This window comes from Erwinia sp. AC075, assembly GCF_979253995.1.
Genome location: NZ_CEEDEU010000001.1, coordinates 3,235,591 through 3,252,576, shown reverse-complemented (window position 1 = coordinate 3,252,576; position 16,986 = coordinate 3,235,591). Strand labels below are relative to the sequence as shown.

14 protein-coding genes are annotated in these 16,986 nt (G+C 55.7%); 13 read left to right on the top strand and 1 reads right to left on the bottom strand.

The window, feature by feature from the left end:
- Positions 1-282 precede the first annotated feature (282 nt).
- On the bottom strand, positions 283-1,419 hold the full coding sequence (gene queG, locus AC0IXH_RS15395; RefSeq protein ID WP_471720671.1) for a tRNA epoxyqueuosine(34) reductase QueG: 1,137 nt from the start codon (positions 1,417-1,419) through the stop codon (positions 283-285).
- On the opposite strand from queG, the gene nnr reads away from it, so the two are divergent.
- The 13 genes from nnr to rnr all read left to right on the top strand — a co-directional run bounded on the left by nnr (position 1,418) and on the right by rnr (position 16,959).
- Positions 1,418-2,941 (top strand): bifunctional ADP-dependent NAD(P)H-hydrate dehydratase/NAD(P)H-hydrate epimerase, encoded by a 1,524-nt coding sequence (gene nnr / locus AC0IXH_RS15390; RefSeq protein ID WP_471720670.1) that lies wholly within the window; start codon positions 1,418-1,420, stop codon positions 2,939-2,941. The genes queG and nnr overlap by 2 nt on opposite strands.
- Positions 2,938-3,414: a tRNA (adenosine(37)-N6)-threonylcarbamoyltransferase complex ATPase subunit type 1 TsaE gene (gene tsaE, locus AC0IXH_RS15385; protein ID WP_013200485.1), complete on the top strand. Its 477-nt coding sequence runs from the start codon at positions 2,938-2,940 to the stop codon at positions 3,412-3,414. The genes nnr and tsaE overlap by 4 nt, the downstream gene beginning before the upstream one ends.
- Positions 3,415-3,422: 8 nt before the next feature.
- Positions 3,423-5,078 (top strand): N-acetylmuramoyl-L-alanine amidase AmiB, encoded by a 1,656-nt coding sequence (gene amiB, locus AC0IXH_RS15380; RefSeq protein WP_346566869.1) that lies wholly within the window; start codon positions 3,423-3,425, stop codon positions 5,076-5,078.
- Positions 5,079-5,095: 17 nt separating this feature from the next.
- The gene (gene mutL, locus AC0IXH_RS15375; protein ID WP_471720669.1) at positions 5,096-7,003 is read left to right on the top strand and encodes a DNA mismatch repair endonuclease MutL; all 1,908 of its coding nucleotides are present in this window, start codon (positions 5,096-5,098) and stop codon (positions 7,001-7,003) included.
- Complete coding sequence (gene miaA, locus AC0IXH_RS15370) at positions 6,996-7,946, top strand: tRNA (adenosine(37)-N6)-dimethylallyltransferase MiaA (RefSeq protein ID WP_013200488.1); 951 nt, start codon at positions 6,996-6,998, stop codon at positions 7,944-7,946. The genes mutL and miaA overlap by 8 nt, the downstream gene beginning before the upstream one ends.
- Before the next feature lie 102 nt (positions 7,947-8,048).
- A complete protein-coding gene (hfq, locus tag AC0IXH_RS15365) occupies positions 8,049-8,357 on the top strand; it encodes an RNA chaperone Hfq (RefSeq protein WP_013200489.1) in 309 nt (102 codons plus the stop codon).
- A gap of 209 nt (positions 8,358-8,566) precedes the next feature.
- Positions 8,567-9,847 carry a ribosome rescue GTPase HflX gene (gene hflX / locus AC0IXH_RS15360; protein ID WP_471720668.1) on the top strand — a complete coding sequence of 427 codons (1,281 nt, stop codon included), beginning with the start codon at positions 8,567-8,569 and terminating at the stop codon, positions 9,845-9,847.
- Positions 9,848-9,917: 70 nt separating this feature from the next.
- Complete coding sequence (gene hflK / locus AC0IXH_RS15355; protein WP_013200491.1) at positions 9,918-11,168, top strand: FtsH protease activity modulator HflK; 1,251 nt, start codon at positions 9,918-9,920, stop codon at positions 11,166-11,168.
- Positions 11,169-11,171: 3 nt separating this feature from the next.
- Complete coding sequence (gene hflC / locus AC0IXH_RS15350) at positions 11,172-12,176, top strand: protease modulator HflC (protein WP_013200492.1); 1,005 nt, start codon at positions 11,172-11,174, stop codon at positions 12,174-12,176.
- A 67-nt stretch (positions 12,177-12,243) separates the two neighbouring features.
- Entirely contained in the window at positions 12,244-12,444 is a 201-nt protein-coding gene (locus AC0IXH_RS15345) for a DUF2065 domain-containing protein (RefSeq protein WP_013200493.1), read from the top strand.
- Between the two features lie 97 nt (positions 12,445-12,541).
- On the top strand, positions 12,542-13,840 hold the full coding sequence (locus tag AC0IXH_RS15340) for an adenylosuccinate synthase (protein WP_013200494.1): 1,299 nt from the start codon (positions 12,542-12,544) through the stop codon (positions 13,838-13,840).
- 193 nt (positions 13,841-14,033) lie between these two features.
- Entirely contained in the window at positions 14,034-14,471 is a 438-nt protein-coding gene (nsrR, locus tag AC0IXH_RS15335) for a nitric oxide-sensing transcriptional repressor NsrR (RefSeq protein WP_013200495.1), read from the top strand.
- Positions 14,472-14,490: 19 nt separating this feature from the next.
- A complete protein-coding gene (gene rnr / locus AC0IXH_RS15330) occupies positions 14,491-16,959 on the top strand; it encodes a ribonuclease R (RefSeq protein ID WP_013200496.1) in 2,469 nt (822 codons plus the stop codon).
- The last annotated feature ends 27 nt before the right edge of the window (positions 16,960-16,986 follow it).

Below are 16,986 nucleotides of genomic sequence, written 5' to 3'. Positions count from 1 at the left end.
ATCCACAGCGATAACCCAGCTGCGCTTCGTTGCATTTGCTCATCACAAAAAGTTCTTTAACAGAGTTATCCACAGGCGACGTATCTGTCATCAATTGGTCATCTTTGCGCACAGTTGTTGAGAATTCGTGTAACTTACTGTTTTTACGCTTTATAATAATATTTCAAATTGTTATCTGGATCGCTTGTGCTTTCTGTGACTCTTGAATGACAACAACTTTTTATTTTTATGCACAGCGTGTGGAAAACCTTCTACGGCAGAAAATAATCGCGCATTGTTCACTTATGCATCGCGTGGTAACCCTTTTTCTACCGCTCTCACCAGCCGTTTCTGCTGTCCCTGAATTTCGACCGCATGTTCGCTGCGATTCGCCAGTTGGCGGGCCAGCGCCCAGCTGATATGTTCATCCAGCATCGCGTTCTCTCCCTGACGGGCTTCCAGTGCCGCCACATTGTCGGCCGACCACGGCGCATTGCCGAGGGCCACCGCCACATTGCGCAACCAGCGAAGATGACCAATACGGCGGATGGCGGAACCCTCGGTTACCCGTAAAAATTTGGCCTCATCCCAGGCAAATAGCTCGTTGAGCGGCGGGGCATGCAGCACCGCGCGGGGACTAAAATCATCTTCGTCAGTCAGCTGTCCATAACGGTTCCACGGGCAAATCAGCTGACAGTCATCACAACCGTAAATCCTGTTACCGATCAGCGGCCTGAACTCTTCCGGGATCGCGCCCTCCAACTCGATGGTCAGATAAGAAATGCAGCGCCTGGCGTCGACCGTGTAGGGCTCGACAATGGCGCCGGTAGGGCAGATGGTCATGCAGGCTACGCAGCGGCCGCATTGTTCTTCCTGCGGTTGGTCGACGGGCAGCGGCAGATCAATCAGTAGTTCGCCCAGGAAAAACCACGAACCGGCCTCGCGGTTAAGGACCAGCGAATGCTTGCCCGTCCAGCCCAGCCCCGCTTTGACGGCAATGGGCCTTTCGAGGATCGGCGCAGAGTCGACAAACGGGCGAAACTGCACTTCTTCACAGCGCGCACGGATCAAGTCTCCGAGCTTTTTCAGGCGATTGCGCAATACTTTGTGGTAATCCCGCCCGAGGGCATAGCGACTGACATAACCCAGTTGCGGATTTTTTAAGGTGCTGGCGAAAGCCGCTTTGGCAGGAAGATAGTTCATCCGCACGCTAATCACCCTGAGCGTGCCGGGCAACAATTCATGGGGACGTGCGCGCATCATGCCATGACGTGCCATCCATTCCATCTCGCCATGGTATTGCTTGTCCAGCCAGGCCTGCAGGCGCGGTTCTTCCGCGCTTAAATCGGTATCGCAGATACCGACCTGTTGGAAGCCGAGTTCCTGCCCCCAGCGTTTGATATCGAGGGCAAGTTGATGGAGATCGAGAGGAAGCGACATGACAAACCTGAATAAACAAAGTAACCCCACCAGTTTACCCTATTCTGTCTGGCCTGTAGAGGCGATGGCGCGTCTGGAGCGTGAAGCGGCTGATGCGTTGGGCATCACGCTGTTTGAACTGATGCAGCGCGCGGGCGACGCGGCATTTGCCCAACTCCGCGCGCTCTGGCCTGACGCGCAGCACTGGGTGATACTCTGCGGACACGGCAATAACGGCGGCGATGGGTTTATCGTCGCGCGGCTGGCGCAGTCGGCCGGGTTAACGGTGACGGTGATTGCCTGCGAAGGCAGCAAGCCGTTGCCCGAAGAAGCCGATCAGGCGCGTGATGCCTGGCTGGCGGCGGGTGGGGTGATCCACGATCCGTCTTATGTCTGGCCTGACGGTATCGAGGTGATTGTTGATGCCCTGTTGGGCACCGGCCTGAACCGGGCCCCGAACGCGCCTTATGCCGATCTGATTGAGCAGGCAAACGGCCATGCGGCGCCGGTTTTTGCGGTCGATATCCCGTCTGGGTTAGTGGCCGCTAACGGTACAGCGCCAGGCGCCGTTATCGCAGCCAGCCACACGCTGACGTTTATTGCCCTGAAACCCGGCTTACTGACCGGTAAAGCCCGCGATTACACCGGCCAGCTGCATTTTCATGCCCTGAGCCTGGATGCCTGGCTGTCACAACAGCAGGCACCGATGGCCCGCTTTGATGCTTCTTCACTTTCTGGCTGGCTGAAACCGCGTAAACCCACCTCGCACAAAGGCGATCATGGCTCGCTGGCGATTATTGGCGGCGATCACGGCACCGCCGGGGCGATTCGTATGACCGGGGAGGCCGCACTGCGCGCCGGTGCTGGATTAGTGCGAGTGCTTACTCACAAAGACAACATCACGCCGTTGCTGACCGCCAGACCCGAACTGATGGTGCAGGAGCTGAGCGACAAGGCCGTGGATCAGGCGCTGGAATGGGCGGATGTGATTGTCATTGGTCCGGGGCTCGGCCAGGGCGAATGGGGTAAAAAAGCGTTACAAAAGGTGGAAAACTCTCAGAAACCGATGCTTTGGGACGCAGATGCGCTTAACCTGCTGGCAATCAGTCCCGATAAACGTCAAAATCGGATCCTTACGCCTCACCCTGGCGAAGCGGCGCGTTTGCTGAACTGTAAGACCAGCGAAATTGAGAGTGACCGCTTACATTCAGCCAGAGAGTTGGTGAAACGCTACGGCGGCGTGGTGGTGCTGAAAGGCGCCGGCACAATCATCGCCAGCGAGGCAGGCGAAATGGCGTTTGCCGATGTCGGCAACGCAGGCATGGCGTCGGGCGGGATGGGCGATGTGCTTTCAGGGATCATCGGCAGTCTGTTAGGGCAAAAGCTCTCATTGTATGATGCCGCCTGTGCAGGATGCGTCGCGCATGGCGCAGCGGCTGAAGCCGTTTCAGCGCGCGTCGGTACGCGCGGCATGCTGGCTACCGATCTATTTTCCGAACTTTATCTGTTTGTTAATCCAGAGATCCTGAATAAAAAAGAATGAAGACCTGTGTAATTGCACTGTCCGACGAGGCAGCAACCCTCACTTTAGGTGCCAGCCTGGCACGCGCCTGTCATGGCGCGGCCATGATCTACCTGTTTGGCGATCTCGGCGCGGGAAAAACCACCTTCAGCCGCGGTTTCCTGCAGGCGTTGGGGCATCAGGGGAACGTTAAAAGCCCCACCTATACTCTGGTAGAACCTTACAGTCTGCCCGATCGCCAGGTCTATCATTTCGATCTTTACCGCCTTGCCGACCCCGAAGAACTCGAATTCATGGGGATCCGCGACTATTTTGGCGGTGACAGCGTGTGCCTGGTTGAGTGGCCACAACAAGGCGCGGGCTTCCTGCCCGTTCCGGACATTGAACTGCACCTGAGCTATCAGGGAACGGCGCGTCAGGCGGAGTTGAAAGCCTGCTCAGCGGCGGGAGAAATGATGATTCAGCAGGTCGCTATGGAAAAGGGTTGTTCATGAGGTTGCGCATGAAGTTTGGTTTGGTACTGGCACTTTTACTGACGACGTTTAGTTCGCTTGCAGCCAATTTATCCGACATTAAAGTCTCCAATGGTGATGATAAAGCTACCGTCACCCTCAGTTTTAACGGCCAGCCGGTGTATGGCTTTTTCCCGTTGCACAATCCCGATCGCGTGGTACTGGATATTCGCCAGAGCGGCGTTATCAAAGGCCTGCCGTTGACCTTCAGCGGTGAAAATATCGTTAAGCGCATTCGCTCCAGCACGCCGAAAGACAAGCAAAGCATTCGTCTGGTGTTTGAGTTGACCCAGGCGAGCAAAACGCGGGCGGTCACCCAGCGCGAAGGTAACAATTACAATGTGGTCTTCACTATCGCCGGCACCCGCCCGGCCGCCACGGCTTCCCGCCGTCCGGCTGAGGTAAGCTCTGCCTCCAGCAGCGCGCCATCAGCGCCGGTTGAGAATCCTTTTAAAGGCAACCCAGTGACCGCTGTCAGCAGCGGCAATGACGTTGTCAGACCGGGCAGAACGCCGGTTTCGGCCAACGAAGCGGTGATTGTGGCGATTGATGCCGGTCACGGCGGACAGGATCCCGGCGCGATTGGCGCGGGCGGTCTGAAAGAGAAGAACGTGACCATCGCCATCGCCCGTAAGCTGAAGGCGCTGCTGAATGCCGATCCGATGTTCAAAGGGGTGATGACCCGCGACGGGGATTACTTTATCTCCGTGATGGGCCGGTCCGATGTGGCGCGTAAGCAAAACGCCAACGTGCTGGTTTCCATCCACGCCGATGCGGCACCGAACCGCAGTGCGTCAGGCGCTTCCGTTTGGGTCCTGTCAAACCGCCGCGCTAACAGTGAAATGGCGGGCTGGCTGGAGCAGCACGAGAAACAGTCCGAGCTGCTGGGCGGCGCAGGGGATCTGCTGGCCAACAGTCAGGCCGATCCGTACCTCAGCCAGGCGGTGCTAGACTTGCAATTCGGTCACTCGCAACGCGTGGGTTATGATGTGGCAGTAAAAGTGATTGCGCAGCTTCAGCGTGTGGGTTCGCTGCACAAACGTCGGCCGGAACATGCCAGCCTGGGCGTTCTGCGCTCGCCGGATATTCCTTCCCTGCTGGTGGAAACCGGCTTCATCAGTAATCCTTCGGAGGAGCGACTGCTTGGCAGTAGCGCATACCAGCAGAAGATTGCCGAGTCGATTTATAAAGGACTTCGCAACTACTTCCTGGCGCATCCGCTGCAATCCATCCCAAAGGAGGAAAACCGTCCCTTGCAGTCCGCAGCGACGGTTAATGTTGAACCCAACCCGGCACCAGACACCACCCAATACACTGGGGCGATCCAGCGTCATGTGGTAAAACGGGGCGAGACAGCATCCGGTATTGCCGCCCGTTACGGCATCAGCATGGCAACCTTGCGTTCAATGAACACCCTGAAGAAAGATGTGGTCTGGGTTGGACAACGACTGAAGGTGCCGGCGGGCAGCCAGCCTGCCGCCGTGGCTAAAGCCAAAACGCCGGTGCGCCACAAAGTGGTTCGCGGCGATTCTCTTACCGCGATTGCCGCCCATTACGGCGTCAGTCCAAAGGCCATTCAGCAGGCCAATAAGATGAAATCGCAAAACGTGATGCTGGGCCAGACCTTAACTATCCCGACTTCATAACCAGATAAGGAATTGATATGCCGATTCAGGTGTTGCCTCCTCAGCTCGCTAACCAGATAGCTGCTGGTGAAGTGGTGGAGCGGCCAGCGTCGGTTGTCAAAGAACTGGTCGAGAATAGCCTGGACGCGGGCGCCACCCGGATCGATATCGAAATCGATAAAGGCGGTGCCAAACTGATCCGCATCCGCGATAACGGCAGCGGCATTGGGAAAGACGAACTGTCGATGGCGCTTGCCCGTCATGCGACCAGCAAAATCACCACGCTGGATGACCTTGAAGCGATCGTCAGCCTGGGCTTCCGTGGCGAAGCGCTGGCCAGTATCAGCTCGGTATCGCGACTGACGTTAACATCGCGTACGGAAGCACAGCCGGAAGCCTGGCAGGCCTATGCCGAAGGGCGGGATATGGCGGTTACGCTAAAACCGGCGGCCCATCCGGTAGGCACCACGCTGGAAGTGCTGGACCTGTTTTACAACACCCCGGCACGCCGCAAATTTATGCGCACCGAGAAAACCGAATTCACCCATATAGACGAAATCATCCGCCGTATCGCGCTGGCGCGTTTTGACGTGGCTTTTTCGCTGACCCATAACGGCAAACTGATGCGGCAGTATCGTGGTGTGGCGGATCACAGCCAGCGTGAACGTCGGCTTGGCGCAATTTGCGGCACCGCGTTCTTAAGCCATGCGCTGGCGATTGAGTGGCAGCACGGCGATCTGAGCCTGAAGGGCTGGGTTGCCGATCCGGTGGGCTCCAGAGCGATTACCGACCTGCAATACTGCTACGTCAATGGCCGCATGATGCGCGACCGGCTGATTAATCATGCCATTCGCCAGGCCTATCAGGACAAGCTGGGAGACAGCCATCAGCCGGCCTACGTCTTGTACCTGGAAATCGATCCCCATCAGGTCGACGTCAATGTCCATCCCGCCAAGCATGAAGTGCGCTTTCATCAGTCGCGGCTGGTACACGATTTTATCTATCAGGGTGTGGTCAGCGTTTTGCAGGAGGCCGGTGCCGAAACCCTGCCCGATGTGGAACCGGCGGCGCCCGCCGAACGCTGGCAGACAGAGAACCGCCAGGCTGCGGGTGGCAACCATTTTTCCACGCCCGCACCGTCTAAAATCCCGTCCGGGAAGTCACACACGGCAGGCCATTCGCCCGCGGTTTCGACCTCAGGCGGGGGAGAGCGTTCACCCGCCGGTGGGGGAGTCGGTGCAGGTTCAAGCCACTGGCAGCGACAGGAACCGATCTATCAGCCGCAGGAAGGCAAGGCCTATCAGCAGCTGATGCGCACCCCGGAGGTCCCTGTCGCCAGGGAACCTTCAAAACAGGGTGAACGCAGCACTGAGCTGCCGCTCAGCGGGCACAGCCAGAGCTTTGGCCGGGTACTGAGCGTGATACGGGACAATTTTGCCTTGGTTGAAGCGCAGGAGCGGCTGGCATTGATTAATTTGCCGGTAGCGGCGCATTGGCTGAAGCAGGCGCAGCTTGAACCTGGGGAAGAAGGGCTGAAACCTCAGCCGTTGTTGATCCCGGTTAGGGTAAAGATGGACAAGCCAGAGCGGGAAGCGATTACGCATCACGCCAGCTTATTGATCCAGATGGGAATTGAGCTGCAGGCGGATTCACACCATGTGACGTTGCGCGCGGTACCTTTACCATTACGCCAACAAAATTTACAAAACTTGATTCCAGAACTGTTAGGCTATCTCGCCCGGCAGCAGGATGTGTCCGCAACGCAGGTGGCGCAATGGTTAGCGCGTCATTCGGTAGTTGAACATCCGCACTGGAATCACTCGCAGGCGATTACGTTGCTGGCTGAAGTCGAACGGCTTTGCCCGCAGTTACTGAAATCGCCACCTTCTGGATTTTTACAGCACATCGATATTGAACAGGCGATGAACGCCCTGAAGCATGAGTGAGACATCCAAGGCTGGCCGGCCTAAGGCAATTTTTTTGATGGGGCCAACGGCTTCCGGTAAGACAGCACTGGCGATTGCATTACGTCAGGAACTGCCGGTTGAGTTGATTAGCGTAGATTCCGCCCTCATATATCGCGGTATGGATATTGGCACAGCCAAACCTTCCGCAGATGAGCTGGCATTGGCGCCCCATCGTTTACTGGACATTCGCGACCCCTCTGAAGCGTATTCTGCTGCAGAGTTCCGTCGGGATGCGCTGGCTGAAATGGCGGAGATAACCGAAAGCGGTCGTATCCCGTTGCTTGTTGGTGGCACCATGCTCTATTACAAGGCTTTGCTGGAAGGATTGTCGCCGTTGCCCCCGGCGGATCCGGAAGTGCGTCAGCGTATTGAGCAACAGGCGAGTGAACAGGGTTGGGATGCCCTTCACCGTCAATTATGTGAGATAGATCCCGTTGCAGGAAATCGTATTCATCCGAATGATCCCCAGAGACTCTCGCGAGCACTGGAAGTTTTTTTTATTTCGGGTAAAACTTTAACGGAACTGACTAAAACTTCTGGCGAAGCGCTGCCATACGATGTGACCCAGTTCGCGATTGCACCTCAGCACCGCGAAGTGATCCATCAACGGATAGAACTGCGCTTTCAACAGATGTTAGCCTCAGGGTTTGAAGCGGAGGCTCGGGCGTTATACGCACGAGAAGATTTGCATACGGACTTGCCTTCCATTCGTTGTGTCGGTTACCGCCAGATGTGGTCATATCTGGCGGGTGAGATCGATTACGATGACATGGTTTATCGGGGAATTTGCGCAACCCGGCAGCTGGCTAAGCGGCAAATAACGTGGTTACGCGGTTGGAAGGATGTTCACTGGCTGGATAGCGAACAACCTGACGCCGCGCGCGATACCCTGTTACAGGTTCTTAGTGCGAAGCCTGGGTGATTGTGTACAATTAGTGCAGTATCTTGCGCAAATTTTTACGCAGTATTTCAGAGCGTTCATGCTCTTAAGTAGTAAACAACAAGCATATAAGGAAAAGATAGAATGGCTAAGGGGCAATCATTGCAAGATCCGTTCTTGAACGCGCTGCGTCGTGAACGTGTTCCGGTTTCGATTTATTTGGTGAATGGTATCAAACTGCAGGGTCAGATCGAGTCGTTTGATCAATTTGTAATTCTATTGAAAAACACAGTTAGCCAGATGGTGTACAAGCACGCTATCTCGACTGTTGTTCCGTCCCGTCCGGTCTCCCACCACAGCAACAATGCGGGTGGCGGAAGCAGCAACTATCATCATGGCAGTAACCAGGGGGCGTCTACTCAGCCTCAGCAAGAGAGTGACGACACAGAGTAATCACTGCTCTTCCAAGACGGGGTTACCTGTTCACTCGGGTTCCCCGTCCTGGCAATTCGCCCGATCCACTCTTCGCCGAATGGCGAGAGTCGATTGCGCAAACTCGCCACCTGAGGATCTGTTGATCCCGGTGCGCATTGAGAATCTGATATTCACGCAGTATGGCCAAACGTGTTGCAGGTTTAATAAGGCTCTGAGAGGTTTTAAGTTTGTTTGACCGTTATGAAGCCGGTGAGCAGGCCGTTCTGGTACATATCTATTTTTCCCAAGAGCGGAATACGGAAGATTTGCAGGAATTCGAAACCCTGGTCTCTTCTGCGGGTGTTGAAGCGCTGAGTGTTGTCACCGGCAGCCGAAAATCTCCCCATCCAAAATATTTCGTCGGTGAAGGTAAGGCAGTTGAAATTGCAGAGGCGGTGAAAGTCAGCGGTGCGACGGTGGTGTTATTTGATCACGCCCTCAGCCCGGCCCAGGAACGAAACCTGGAAGCCCTTTGTGAATGCCGCGTCATCGACCGAACCGGCCTTATCCTTGATATTTTTGCCCAGCGCGCCCGTACCCATGAAGGTAAATTGCAGGTGGAGTTGGCACAGCTTCGCCATCTTGCCACGCGCCTCGTTCGTGGCTGGACGCACCTTGAGCGCCAGAAAGGCGGGATAGGTCTGCGCGGCCCGGGTGAAACGCAGCTGGAAACGGACCGTCGTTTACTGCGTAACCGTATTACGCTGATCCTCTCGCGTCTCGAGCGGGTAGCTAAACAACGTGAGCAAGGTCGTCAGGCGCGAAATAAAGCCGATGTGCCGACCCTGTCGTTAGTGGGATATACCAACGCCGGTAAATCCACCTTATTTAACCGTGTGACGGCGGCGGAGGTTTATGTTGCTGACCAGCTGTTCGCCACGCTCGATCCGACATTACGTCGTATCGATGTTGCCGATGTGGGTGAAGTGGTGCTGGCGGATACCGTCGGCTTTATTCGTCATTTGCCGCACGATTTAGTCGCCGCATTTAAGGCCACATTACAAGAAACGCGTGAAGCAACGTTGCTGGTGCATGTTATTGATGCCGCAGATTTACGCGTCGATGAAAATATTAAAGCCGTTGAAGTGGTGCTGGAAGAAATTGAGTCAGACGAAATTCCCACGCTTCAGGTCATGAACAAGATCGATATGCTTGACGGTTTCGTTCCGCGTATCGATCGTGATGAAGAGAATAAGCCGGTGCGGGTGTGGGTTTCTGCCCAGACAGGGGAAGGGATCCCACTGCTATTCCAGGCGCTGACCGAGCGGCTGGCCGGTGAAATTGCGCAGTATGACTTGCGTCTGCCGCCTGAAGCAGGGCGGTTACGTAGCCGTTTTTATCAGCTTCAGGCGATAGAAAAAGAGTGGAACGAAGACGATGGTAGCGTAGGTTTACAGGTACGTATGCCGATCGTTGACTGGCGCCGTCTGTGTAAACAGGAGCCGGCGCTGGTGGATTACATTGTTTGACTGATTTTGCCTGACACGCGTATCCCGGCCTTGGGATACCACCGCACACACAATTATATGGAGTATAAACATGGCGTGGAATCAGCCCGGGAATAACGGACAGGACCGCGACCCGTGGGGAAGCAGCAATAATCAAGGCGGCAACTCTGGGGGAAACAAAGGAGGGCGCGATAAGGGGCCTCCTGATTTAGATGATATTTTTCGCAAGCTGAGCAAAAAGCTTGGCGGATTTGGCGGTGGTAACAAAAATGATAACAGCGGCGGGCAGCGTACGCCGGGTCGCGGTGGTCGTCTGGTCGGTATTGTCGTGGTTGCGGCGGTAGTGATTTGGGCCGGTAGCGGCTTCTACACCATCAAAGAAGCGGAACGCGGTGTGGTGACACGCTTCGGCAAATTCAGTCATCTGGTTGAGCCAGGCCTGAACTGGAAACCGACCTTTATCGATCAGGTTCGTGCGGTGAACGTTGAAGCCGTCCGTGAGTTGGCAGCCTCCGGCACCATGCTGACCTCTGACGAAAACGTCGTGCGCGTCGAAATGAACGTGCAGTATCGGGTCACTAACCCGGAACGTTACCTGTTTGCGGTCACCAGTGCGGATGACAGCCTGCGTCAGGCAACGGACAGTGCTTTGCGTGGCGTTATCGGCCGCTCAACCATGGACCGTATTCTGACTGAAGGGCGTACCGTGGTGCGTAGCGATACGCAGCGTGAGCTTGAAGAGACCATTCGTCCATACGATATGGGTATTACCCTGCTGGACGTGAACTTCCAGGCTGCGCGTCCGCCGGAAGAAGTTAAGGCCTCATTTGATGATGCCATCGCGGCACGTGAAAACCGTGAGCAGTACGTTCGTGAAGCGGAAGCCTATGCGAATGAAGTGCAGCCACGCGCCAACGGTCAGGCACAGCGTATTCTGGAAGAAGCGCGTGCTTACAAAACCCGTACCGTACTGGAAGCACAGGGTGAAGTGGATCGCTTTGCGAAACTTCTGCCTGAATACAAAGCGGCTCCAGAGATCACCCGCGAGCGTCTGTACATTGAAACCATGGAACGCGTGCTGAGCCATACCCGTAAGGTGTTGGTGAATGACAAGGGTAACAACCTGATGGTGTTGCCGTTGGATCAGATTATGCGCGGACAGGGCGGAGCATCGTCGAACGCAACCCAGGACAGCAGCAGCAACAGCCTGTTGCGCCTGCCACCGGCCAGCGGCAGCAATGACCGCGCCAGTAACGGTTCGACGTATAATCCGGACACCATCATGGATCAGCGCCGGGCGAATGCTCAGCGCAACGATACCCAGCGCGAAGGGAGAGAGTAAGCGATGCGTAAGCCATTAATCGTCGTATTGATTGTTGTGCTGGTGGTGCTGTACGCGTCACTGTTTGTGGTACAGGAAGGCCAGCGCGGCATCGTCATGCGCTTTGGTAAAGTCCTGCGTGATAGCGAAAACAAACCGCTGGTGTACGCACCAGGTCTGCACTTCAAGATCCCATTCCTGGAATCCGTGAAGTCGCTGGACGCCCGTATTCAGACCATGGATAACCAGGCCGACCGTTTCGTCACCAAAGAGAAGAAAGACCTGATCGTTGATTCCTATATCAAATGGCGCATCAGCGACTTCAGCCGTTACTATCTGGCCACCGGCGGCGGCGACGTCTCCCAGGCAGAAGTGCTGTTGAAACGTAAATTCAGTGACCGTTTGCGTTCTGAAATCGGTCGTCTGGACGTGAAGGACATCGTTACCGATTCTCGTGGCCGTCTGACCACCGATGTGCGTGATGCACTGAATACCGGTAGTGCAGGCCAGGACGATGAAATCGCCACGCCAGCAGCAGATGATGCGATTGCCTCAGCAGCCGCCCGTGTGGAGCGTGAAACGACCAGCAACGAACCGGCTATCAACCCGAACAGTATGGCGGCGTTAGGTATTCAGGTTGTTGATGTGCGTATCAAGCAGATCAACCTGCCTACCGAAGTGTCAGACGCAATCTACGCACGTATGCGTGCAGAGCGTGAGTCTGTCGCCCGTAGCCAGCGTTCACAGGGTCAGGAAGAAGCTGAGAAACTGCGTGCAACGGCGGATTACGAAGTGACGCGTACGCTGGCAGAAGCGCAGCGTACCGGCCTGATGACCCGCGGTGAAGGGGATGCAGAAGCAGCGAAACTGTTTGCTGATGCGTTTAGCCAGGATCCTGACTTCTACGCCTTTATCCGTAGCCTGCGTGCTTACGATAATAGCTTCAAGAGCAATCAGGATGTGATGGTGCTGAGCCCGGACAGTGATTTCTTCCGCTTTATGAAATCGCCTTCTAACGCCACCCGTTAAGAATCTGCTATAAAACGAGGGGCCGGATTATCCGGCCCCTTTTTTATTGTCTGTAGCGGAAAACATAATGAACCCAACCATTTGGATGGCGCTGGCGTTAGTGCTGGTTTTGGAAGGCCTGGGCCCGGTACTGCTGCCGCGCATGTGGCGGCGGATGATTTTATCGATGGCGCAATTGCCTGACACGCTGTTACGGCGTTTTGGTGGTGGCCTTGTGGTGGCCGGTGCGGTGATCTACTACATGATCAGTTCGCATAGCGGCGGGTGAAATCTGGGAAAAAAGTCCGCAATCGTATGCTAAAAGAGCTGAAAGACGGGTTTTACGGTGGTAGAATCCATTTTTAAGCAATCGGTGATTTTGAGAAATGGGTAAGAACGTCGTCGTACTGGGCACCCAATGGGGTGACGAAGGTAAAGGTAAGATTGTTGACCTCCTGACTGAACGTGCAAAATACGTTGTTCGTTATCAGGGCGGCCATAACGCTGGCCATACGCTAGTCATCAACGGTGAGAAAACCGTCCTCCATTTAATTCCATCAGGTATTCTGCGTGAAAACGTGACCAGCATCATCGGCAACGGTGTTGTGCTGTCTCCGGCTGCGCTGATGAAAGAGATGAAAGGTCTGGAAGATCGCGGCTTCCCGGTACGTGAACGTCTGTTTATTTCTGAAGCCTGCCCGCTGATCCTGGAATACCACGTTGCACTGGACGTGGCACGTGAGAAAGCGCGCGGTGCGAAAGCCATCGGCACCACCGGTCGCGGTATTGGCCCGGCTTACGAAGATAAAGTGGCCCGTCGTGGTCTGCGTGTGGGTGACCTGTTCAACAAGGAAACCTTCGCCGCTAAGCTGAAAGACGTGATGGAATATCACAACTTCCAGCTGGTGAACTACTACAAAGAAGACGCCGTCGACTACGACAAAGTGTTGAGCGATACGCTGGCGATTGCCGACATCCTGACCGGCATGGTTGTGGACGTTTCTGAACTGCTGGACGGTGCGCGTAAGCGTGGCGACCTGATCATGTTTGAAGGTGCGCAGGGTACGTTGCTGGACATCGACCACGGCACCTATCCGTACGTGACTTCGTCCAACACCACCGCAGGTGGCGTGGCAACAGGTTCCGGCATCGGTCCACGTTATGTGGATTACGTGCTGGGCATTGTAAAAGCCTACTCAACCCGCGTTGGCGCAGGTCCATTCCCGACTGAGCTGTTCGACGAAACCGGCGAGTTCCTGTGCAAGCAGGGTAACGAATTCGGTGCCACAACGGGCCGTCGTCGTCGTACCGGTTGGCTGGATGCGGTTGCCGTGCGTCGTGCCGTACAGATTAACTCACTTTCTGGCTTCTGCATGACCAAACTGGACGTGCTGGATGGCCTGAAAGAAGTGAAAATCTGTGTCGCTTACCGTATGCCGGATGGCCGCGAAGTGACCACCACGCCGCTGGCAGCAGAAGGCTGGGAAGGCATCGAGCCAATCTACGAAAGCATGCCTGGCTGGTCTGAGACCACTTTCGGCGTGAAAACGCTGGATGGCCTGCCACAGGCCGCGCTTGACTACATCAAGCGTGTAGAAGAAGTAACTGGCGTACCGATAGATATCATCTCTACCGGCCCGGATCGTAGCGAGACAATGATCCTGCGCGACCCGTTTGACGCATAAGTTATCTGAGGCCGGGCAATGCCCGGCCTTACTCTATCCGCCTGCGCTTCCCACCTTGTTTTCTCTTTATCAACGCTTGCTTAAATAAAATGGCCTCGAATACGCAGGCTGGTTTATCATCATTGATAACACACTCATTTATGAGCGGATTACGGCAGCGCTTCTGGCAGTCGGTCGAGCTTTCGAGGTTACTGTGCAGCTAACAAGTTTCACCGATTATGGTTTACGTGCGCTGATCTACCTGGCCGCCTTACCGGCAGGCCAGATGGCCAGCATTACCGAAGTAACAGAGGCTTACGGTGTCTCGCGTAATCATATGGTCAAAATCATCAATCAACTTAGTCGGGCAGGTTACGTCGCCGCGGTGCGCGGAAAGAACGGCGGGATCCGTTTAGGCAAGCCAGCGTCAGAGATTGTGATTGGCCAGGTCGTTCGGGAAATGGAGCCGCTACAGTTGGTGAATTGCCAACCCTGTCTCATTAGTCCGGCCTGTCGCCTTAAGAAGGCGCTCTATGATGCGGTCCAGAGTTTTCTGGCCGTTTTGGATGGCTATACCCTGGCAGATCTGCTGGAAGACAACCATCCGCTCTACAAATTATTGCTGGTTGAACAACCTTCACTCAGCAGTTGATGACAACGGAGGAACCGCTATGTCAAAAGATCCATTTAAGGAACGGGAAGCAGAAAAATATGACAATCCCATTCCAAGTCGCGAGTTTATTTTAGCCCATCTGGATAAACGCGAAAAACCGGCCAGCCGTGAAGAGCTGGCAGCCGAACTGTCAATTTCAGACGAAGAGCAGACCGAAGCGCTGCGCCGCCGTCTGCGGGCGATGGAACGTGATGGCCAGCTGGTCTTCACCCGTCGCCAGTGCTATGCCCTGCCAGAACGCCTGGACCTGCTGCGCGGAAAGGTGATCGGCCACCGCGATGGCTTCGGCTTCCTGCGTATTGAAGGCAGCAAAGACGACCTGTACCTGTCTGCCGATCAGATGAAAATGTGCATGCACGGCGACATCATCCTGGCGCAGGCGATGGGCGCAGACCGTAAAGGTCGCCGCGAAGCCCGTGTCGTCCGGGTGCTTGAGCCACGTAACAACCAGATCGTCGGTCGCTACTTCACCGAAGCCGGCGTCGGCTTTGTGGTGCCTGATGACAGCCGTCTGAGCTTCGATATCCTGATCCCACCAGAAGATCTGATGGGTGCCCGCATGGGCTTTGTGGTGGTCGTGGAGCTGGTTCAGCGTCCAACCCGCCGCAGCAAAGCCGTGGGTAAAGTGGTCGAAGTGCTGGGCGATAACATGGGCACCGGCATGGCCGTGGAAATGGCGCTGCGTACTCATGACATTCCTCACTCCTGGTCACCGGAGCTGGAACAGCAGATTTCGAAGCTGAAAGAAGAAGTGCCGGAAGAAGCCAAAGCCGGACGTGTGGATCTGCGCGATCTGCCGCTGGTCACCATTGATGGTGAAGATGCGCGTGACTTCGATGACGCCGTTTTCTGTGAAAGAAAACGTGGCGGCGGCTGGCGTCTGTGGGTGGCGATTGCCGATGTGAGCTATTACGTTCGCCCTGGTACGCCGCTGGATGACGAAGCGGTTAACCGCGGGACATCGGTCTACTTCCCTTCGCAGGTTGTACCGATGCTGCCGGAAGTGCTCTCTAACGGCCTGTGTTCTCTGAACCCGCAGGTAGACCGTCTGTGTATGGTCTGTGAGATGACCATCTCCTCAACCGGTAAGCTGACGGGCTATAAGCACTACGAAGCGGTAATGAACTCGTGGGCGCGTCTGACCTATAACAAAGTGTGGAGCATTCTGCAGGGCAACCAGGAGCTGCGTGAACAATACCAGCCGCTGGTCAAAGACCTGGAAGAGCTGCACCGCATGTATCTGGTACTGGAGAAGTCGCGCGAACAGCGTGGCGGTATCTCCTTCGAAACTGACGAAGCCAAATTTGTCTTCAATGCCGATCGCCGCATTGAACGCGTTGAGCAGGTTTCCCGCAACGATGCGCACAAGCTGATTGAAGAGTGCATGATCCTCGCGAACATCGCGTCTGCCCGCTACGTTGAGAAAAACAACGAGCCAGCCCTGTTCCGTGACCATGACCGTCCTGGTGAAGAGAACATCAAGAGCTTCCGCTCGGTGCTGAACGAGCTGGGCCTGACGCTTGGCGGCGGCAACAAACCGCATCCACTGGATTACGCCGAGCTGCTTAAGCAACTCTCCAGCCGTCCGGATGCAGAAATGCTGCAAACCATGCTGCTGCGCTCGATGAAGCAGGCGGTTTACGACCCGGAAAACCGTGGCCACTTTGGTCTGGCTCTGGCGTCGTATGCGCACTTCACGTCACCTATCCGTCGTTACCCGGATCTGCTGCTGCACCGTGCGATTAAGTACCTGCTGGCGAAAGAGAACGGTACGCTGGCGGAAGGCAGTATCACCACGCCAACCGGCGGCTACCACTACGAAATGCCGCAGATGCTGCAACTGGGCCAGCACTGCTCAATGACGGAACGTCGTGCCGATGAAGCCACGCGTGATGTTGCTGACTGGCTGAAATGCGACTTTATGCAGGATCAGGTGGGCGAAACCTTTACCGGTGTGATCTCCAGCGTCACCGGCTTCGGCTTCTTTGTCCGCCTGACCGATCTGTTTATCGATGGCCTGGTGCATGTCTCCACCCTCGACAACGATTACTACCGTTTCGATGCGGTGGGTCAGCGTCTGATTGGCGAATCCGGCGGCAAAGCCTATCGCCTTGGCGATACCGTCGAAGTGCGGGTTGAAGCGGTACACATGGATGAGCGGAAAATTGATTTCGCGATGATCTCCAGCAGCCGTAAACCGCGTGGCGAAGGCAAAACCGAGCGCGATCGCGCCAAGAAACCTGCGTCGCAGAATAGCGGTAAGCGCCGTCGCGACCAGGGCAAAAAAGGCACCTTTGAGCCGGACGCTTCTTTCCGTGCGCCGAAGAGCCAGGAAACCGCGGCTACAGCCGATGCGGGTGCCAAAAAAGACAAAAAGCCGAGAAAACCGTCAGACAAAACGCGTAAAATCGCGTCCGGAACCCGGTCACGTCGTGCGGCGAAGAAAAAGACTGACAATCCGGCATAAGCGATTATCCGGCATCGCAGTCATGGC

Coding starts and splice junctions, on each gene's coding strand:
- nnr (WP_471720670.1), top strand. CDS start 1,418: ATGACAAACCTGAATAAACAAAGTAACCCCACCAGTTTACCCTATTCT.
- queG (WP_471720671.1), bottom strand. CDS start 1,419: ATGTCGCTTCCTCTCGATCTCCATCAACTTGCCCTCGATATCAAACGC.
- tsaE (WP_013200485.1), top strand. CDS start 2,938: ATGAAGACCTGTGTAATTGCACTGTCCGACGAGGCAGCAACCCTCACT.
- amiB (WP_346566869.1), top strand. CDS start 3,423: ATGAAGTTTGGTTTGGTACTGGCACTTTTACTGACGACGTTTAGTTCG.
- mutL (WP_471720669.1), top strand. CDS start 5,096: ATGCCGATTCAGGTGTTGCCTCCTCAGCTCGCTAACCAGATAGCTGCT.
- miaA (WP_013200488.1), top strand. CDS start 6,996: ATGAGTGAGACATCCAAGGCTGGCCGGCCTAAGGCAATTTTTTTGATG.
- hfq (WP_013200489.1), top strand. CDS start 8,049: ATGGCTAAGGGGCAATCATTGCAAGATCCGTTCTTGAACGCGCTGCGT.
- hflK (WP_013200491.1), top strand. CDS start 9,918: ATGGCGTGGAATCAGCCCGGGAATAACGGACAGGACCGCGACCCGTGG.
- hflC (WP_013200492.1), top strand. CDS start 11,172: ATGCGTAAGCCATTAATCGTCGTATTGATTGTTGTGCTGGTGGTGCTG.
- AC0IXH_RS15345 (WP_013200493.1), top strand. CDS start 12,244: ATGAACCCAACCATTTGGATGGCGCTGGCGTTAGTGCTGGTTTTGGAA.
- AC0IXH_RS15340 (WP_013200494.1), top strand. CDS start 12,542: ATGGGTAAGAACGTCGTCGTACTGGGCACCCAATGGGGTGACGAAGGT.
- rnr (WP_013200496.1), top strand. CDS start 14,491: ATGTCAAAAGATCCATTTAAGGAACGGGAAGCAGAAAAATATGACAAT.